Annotated in this window: 4 protein-coding genes and 1 pseudogene; all 5 read left to right on the top strand. The window is 70.3% G+C overall.

What is annotated here, in order from left to right; translation table 11 throughout:
• On the top strand, positions 1–244 hold a 244-nt coding region (locus tag D7V93_RS37400), incomplete at its 5' end, for a formate dehydrogenase accessory sulfurtransferase FdhD (protein WP_208723281.1).
• Positions 245–567: 323 nt separating this feature from the next.
• On the top strand, positions 568–2,049 hold the full coding sequence (gene epsZ / locus D7V93_RS37395; RefSeq protein WP_208723280.1) for an exopolysaccharide biosynthesis polyisoprenyl-phosphate hexose-1-phosphate transferase EpsZ: 1,482 nt from the start codon (positions 568–570) through the stop codon (positions 2,047–2,049).
• Positions 2,050–2,241: 192 nt separating this feature from the next.
• Positions 2,242–3,720, top strand: a complete 1,479-nt coding sequence (wzx, locus tag D7V93_RS37390; RefSeq protein ID WP_244237737.1) for an exopolysaccharide biosynthesis flippase — start codon at positions 2,242–2,244, stop codon at positions 3,718–3,720.
• A 14-nt stretch (positions 3,721–3,734) separates the two neighbouring features.
• On the top strand, positions 3,735–4,370 hold the full coding sequence (gene epsY / locus D7V93_RS37385) for an exopolysaccharide export protein EpsY (protein ID WP_120647882.1): 636 nt from the start codon (positions 3,735–3,737) through the stop codon (positions 4,368–4,370).
• Positions 4,371–4,373: 3 nt separating this feature from the next.
• A pseudogene (locus D7V93_RS37380) lies at positions 4,374–5,170 on the top strand (exopolysaccharide export protein EpsX); the annotation flags it as partial.

The raw sequence follows: 5,170 nt of genomic DNA, 5'->3' as shown, positions 1-5,170 counted from the left end.
ACCCTTCCCGTCCGCCCCCACCGTCCTCGCCGTCAGCGGCCGCGCCAGCTTCGAAATCGTCCAGAAGGCCGCCCGCGCCCGCATCCCCGTCGTCGTCAGCGTCTCCGCCGCCAGCTCGCTCGCCATCGACCTGGCCCTGCGTTCCGGCGTGACGCTGGCCGCGTTCTCAAGGAACGGCCGCTGCAACGTCTACACCGGTGAGGAACGACTCGGTCCTACACCGCCAACCGCCTGGAACCCTTGATGACGTCGCCCAGGGCCCGCTCCAGGAAGCACCGTTACATCCACCTGTCAGACCGGCATCGTACATGCAGTCTCCCCACCGCCGACGGCGCCGGACACCGGGGGACGATCCACGGTCGCGGTCGTACCTCAATGTCATCCGCCTAGTCGCTGCATCGGTCCCAGGGCGGGGGCCTCCAAGGATTCACCTGTTGTCACGTCTTTCTTGCTGAGCGGTGGTTGCGCCGCGACGCACAATTTGGCAATCTCACATTTCCTCCTGGTTAAACTTTTCTAGCCATGACGGTATCCTCTGCCAGACCTGAACATTTGGAGCAGAGGGGGGTGGACACGATGAGCAGTGCAACTGCAGGCGCCGAGGTCAAGGCAGCGTCGACGGCCCCGTTGACGGGGAGCGCGTCCTCGGAAGAGGCCACGGATCCGCCGCGGCTGGCCCCCGGCTTCGCGGCGAAGCTGAACCTCACCGTGGACCTGGTGTTGCTGGTGGGCGTGCTGCTGGGCTCCGCGTGGATGCAGGGTGGCCGCACGCTGCCGCTGGGCTGGGAGCTGCCGGGCATGGTGCTCACGGCCGTGCTGGTGTGGCTCATCACCGGCACCGCGCTGTGTCTGTATGACTCGCGCTTCGCCGAGCGCAGCAAGCTGGACCACGTGGCGTTGGTGTCCGTCACCACGCTGGCCGTCGTGACGGTGCAGGCGGTGCTGGAGCTGGCCATGCCGGCGGCCGCGCAGGTCGGCGTCGCGCCGCTGCTGGTCGTCTTCTGGCCGGTGGCGCTGCTGCTGCGGCTGGGCGTCTTCCGCCAAGTCGCTTCGCAGGAGGCCCCCACGGAGGAGGTCCTCATCGTCGGCACCGGCGCCATGGGCCGCTACACCGGCGAGGACCTGCTGAGCCGCGGCCGCCACAAGATCCTGGGCTACGTGCGCTTCCCGGAGGACCACGCCTCCGGCGACAGCCTGCCCGCGCAGGTGCTGGGGCCCGCGGACGAGCTGGAGCGCCTGTTGCGCACGCTGCCGGTGAGCGAGGTCTACATCGCCGGCAACACGCTGAAGCAGGGCGAGTCCATGCAGGCCGCCATCAAGCTGGCGGAGCGCTTCGGCGTGCCGTTCGCGCTGCCCGCGCACTCCTTCCGCCTGGACCGCGCCCGCCCGGTGGAGTCCCGCGCGGTGGCGGACGGCTACCTGCACTTCGCGGCGGTGGCGCCCAAGCCGCACCAGATGGCCATGAAGCGCCTGTTCGACATCGCGGTGTCCGCGGTGGCGCTGTGGATGCTGCTGCCGCTCTTCCTCGCGGTGGCGGCGGCCATCAAGTTCACCTCGCGCGGCCCCATCTTCTTCAAGCAGCTGCGCACCGGGCAGCACGGCAAGCCGTTCTACATGCTGAAGTTCCGCTCCATGGTGGTGAACGCGGAGGAGCTCAAGGAGCGGCTGGCCGCGCAGAACGAGCAGACCGGCCCCGTCTTCAAGATGAAGAACGACCCGCGCATCACCGGCATCGGTCGGTTCATCCGCAAGTTCTCCATCGACGAGCTGCCCCAGTTCCTCAACGTGCTGCGCGGTGAGATGAGCATCGTGGGCCCGCGCCCGCCGGTGCCCAGCGAGGTCGCCAAGTACGAGACGTGGCAGCGCCGCCGGCTGTCCGTGCGCCCCGGCCTCACCTGCATCTGGCAGGTGTCCGGCCGCAACCAGATCTCCTTCGAGCAGTGGATGTACCTGGACATGCAGTACATCGACCACTGGAGCCTCACCGGCGACCTGCGCCTGCTCTTGCAGACGGTGCCGGTGGTCATCACGGGTCGCGGCGCCAGCTAAGCGGGCGACCCTGTTGTTTCCCCGGGCCCGGCGTTGACGCGCCGGGCCCGCTCGTCTTTCGATGGGGCGGGCCTTCCCCCCTTTGAGCGCGCAGCACCCCCGAAGGCCCGCGTCTCCATGACAGTGACCAGCCAGAACCCCTCCCCCGCTGACGTTGAAGACGGCGCGCGCGCGAATGAAGTCCGCGGCGCGGTGCGCAGCACCCTGCAGCTCGGTGGCTCGCTGATGGTGACGTACGCCATCGCGCTGGGCATCCGCGCGCTGATGCCGCGCTACCTGGGCCCGGAGGCGTTCGGCTACTTCAACTGGTCGGAGGCCTTCGCGGCCACGTTCTTCGTGGCCACCAACCTGGGCCTGGAGACGTACATCCGCAAGGAGGTGCCGGTCCGCCCGGAGCACGCGAGCGACTTCTTCGGCACCACCATGCTGCTGCGCCTTTGCATGACGTTGATCCTCATGGTCGCGCTGGCGCTGGTGCTCCACCACACCGGCGAGCCGCCGGAGGTGCAGCACCTGGTGCAGTGGTTCGCGCTCGCCCAGTCGCTCATCGTCGTCAACGCCTCCATGGCCGCGCTGCTGCACTCCAAGGGCAAGGTCGCGGGCCTGTCGGTGTCCAACGTCATCACCAAGATCGTGTGGGGCGGGGGCCTGGCGCTGATGGCCGCGCTGGGCGTGGGCATCCAGTGGCTGGCCGTGCCCATGGTGGCCTCCGAAGCGGTGAAGCTCGTCATCAGCTGGCGGCTGGCGAAGGAGCACCTGGGGTTGAAGTTCCGCATCGACCTGCCCGCCACGAAGAAGGTGATGAAGGCGTGCCTGCCGTTCTTCCTCACCGCGGCGGCGCTCGCGTGCAACGGCCGCACGGACATGTCGCTGTTGGGCAAGCTCGCGTCCAAGGAAGAGGTGGGCTGGTACGGCGGCGCGTTCAGCATCGCGGGGCTCACCTTCCTCATCAGCCCCATCTTCGGCTGGGTGCTGATGCCCATGATGTCGCGCGCCGCGGCGCGCTCCCCCGAGGAGCTGTCGCACCTGACGCGCCGCTCGCTGGAGGGCGTGCTCGCCTTCACCGTGCCGGTGATGATGGCCATGGTGCTGGGCGCGGACCTGTGGGTGCGCCTGATGTGCGGCCCCGGCTTCGAGCCCGCGGCGCTGCCCCTGCGCGTGCTGTCGCCCATCTTCGTGATGGCCTACGTCACCATGGTCAGCAGCATCTGGCTCACCATGTCCAACAAGGAGTGGTGGGTGACGCTGGCGGCCACGATGGGCGCGGTGGTGAACCCGCTGCTCAACCTGGGCCTCATCCCCTGGCTGTACGGCCGCATCGGCCCGTCCGGCGGCGCCACCGCCACCGCGCTGTCCATGTTCTTCACGGAGGTCATCGTCACGGTGCTCTTCCTGAGCCGCATGGGAAGGAACTCCTTCGACCGGCGTTCGCTGATCATGGTGGCGAAGACGGCGGCGGTGTGCGGCGTGTGCGTGGCCCTGGACCGCTTCCTCGTGGGCAGCGTGAGCGCGTGGCCCCGGCTGGGGCTGACGGCCAGCACCTACGTGGTGGGCGTGCTGCTCACCGGCGCCATCCGCCCCTCGGAGCTGCTCCAGGTGGTACGCATGGCGCGGCAGCGGGGCAAGGCCGCCCCTGTCGAGGTGGTCGTGACGGCCACCCCCACCACGTGAGGCGCCCGAGCACCATGCCGTCCCGCCCGTCCCGATTCTCAGGTCCCGTGTCGCGCGCGCTCGCGTGCGCCGGCCTTCTGCTCCTTGGCCCCGCGTGCGGCGGCCTGGGCAAGTACACCTGGGTGAACGAGTACCAGGAGAAGCCGCCCGCCTCCGACGCGGCCTATCAAATCGTCCCCGGCGACGTGCTCAACGTGCGGGTGTGGGGCCAGGAGGCGCTCACCACGCGCGCCAAGGTGCGCGAGGACGGCCGCATCAGCCTCACCTTCCTGGACGACGTGGAGGCCGTGGGCCACACGCCGGCCCTGCTGGCGCAGCAGATCCAGACGCGGCTCAAGGACTTCATCAACCACCCCGTCGTCACCGTGTCGCTGGAGGAAGCGCGGCCCATGTCGGTGACGATGCTGGGCGAGGTCGCCAACGTGGGCGCGCACGTGCTGGACCCGGGCGCGACGCTGCTCCAGGCGCTGGGCGCCGCGGGCAGCTTCACCGACTACGCCCACCGCGACCGCATCTTCGTGCTGCGCCGGGAGGACCCGCAGGCGGAGGAGCCCACGCGCATCCGCGTGAAGTACGAGGACCTCATCCGGGGCGAGGGTCGCGCGGCCGCCTTCCGCCTGCGCCCCGGCGACGTGGTGGTGGTGGAATAGCCCGTGCTGGACGCGGCCCTCGCGAGCCTGTGGCTGGAGGTGGCCTCCGCCTCCGTGACGTACGCCGCGGCGGCGCGCGTGGACACGCGCCTGCGCTCCATGGAGGCGCAGGCCACCACCCCGGACGTGCCGCCCGTGGCGGGGGACATGGACATCGTCCCCCTGCTGGGCCTGAAGCTGGATGACGGCAACGCGGTGGCGCAGGTGGAGTACTCGCCGCGCATCTCCTTCCGCGAGGCCACCACCAACCCGCGCACGGAGGTGCAGCACGTGGGGCGCCTGTCGGGGGACTGGCGGCCCCAGCGCGGCCTCACCCTGCACGGCACCCAGGAGTTCGTGCTGGGCCAGGTGAACCTCTTCACCAACCTGCCCCTGGGCGGCAGCCTGGACGACCCGGACACGGCGCTGCCGGGCGACACCGCGGGGGACATCCCCATCCAGCCGCTGCCGGAGGGCAGTGACAGCGTCTACTTCCTGTCCTCGCTGACGACGCTCGCGGCGGAGACGGTGTGGCTGGGCCCGGGGCTGCGGCTGTCGGGCAGCGCGGGCTTCTCCGCCAGCGGAGGCCTGGACGCGGCGGCCCAGGAGGCGGTGCCCTTCCAGTACGGCCCACGAGCGCAGGCGGCGCTCGGCTGGGCGCCCGCGCCCCGGCACACGCTGGCCACCACGGTGGGCTTCACGAACTCGCGCTTCTCCACCGGCGCCAGCGCCATGGTCACCACCCTCACCGGCGCGTGGACGCACCGGCTGGACCGGCGCTCGTCGCTGGAGGCGGGGGTGGGCGTGGGCGTGGCGTACTC

It is taken from the genome of Corallococcus llansteffanensis (genome assembly GCF_003612055.1).
GTDB lineage: Bacteria > Myxococcota > Myxococcia > Myxococcales > Myxococcaceae > Corallococcus > Corallococcus llansteffanensis.
The sequence above is the reverse complement of the archived record's forward strand: the minus strand, read 5'-3'. Positions and strand labels throughout refer to the sequence as shown.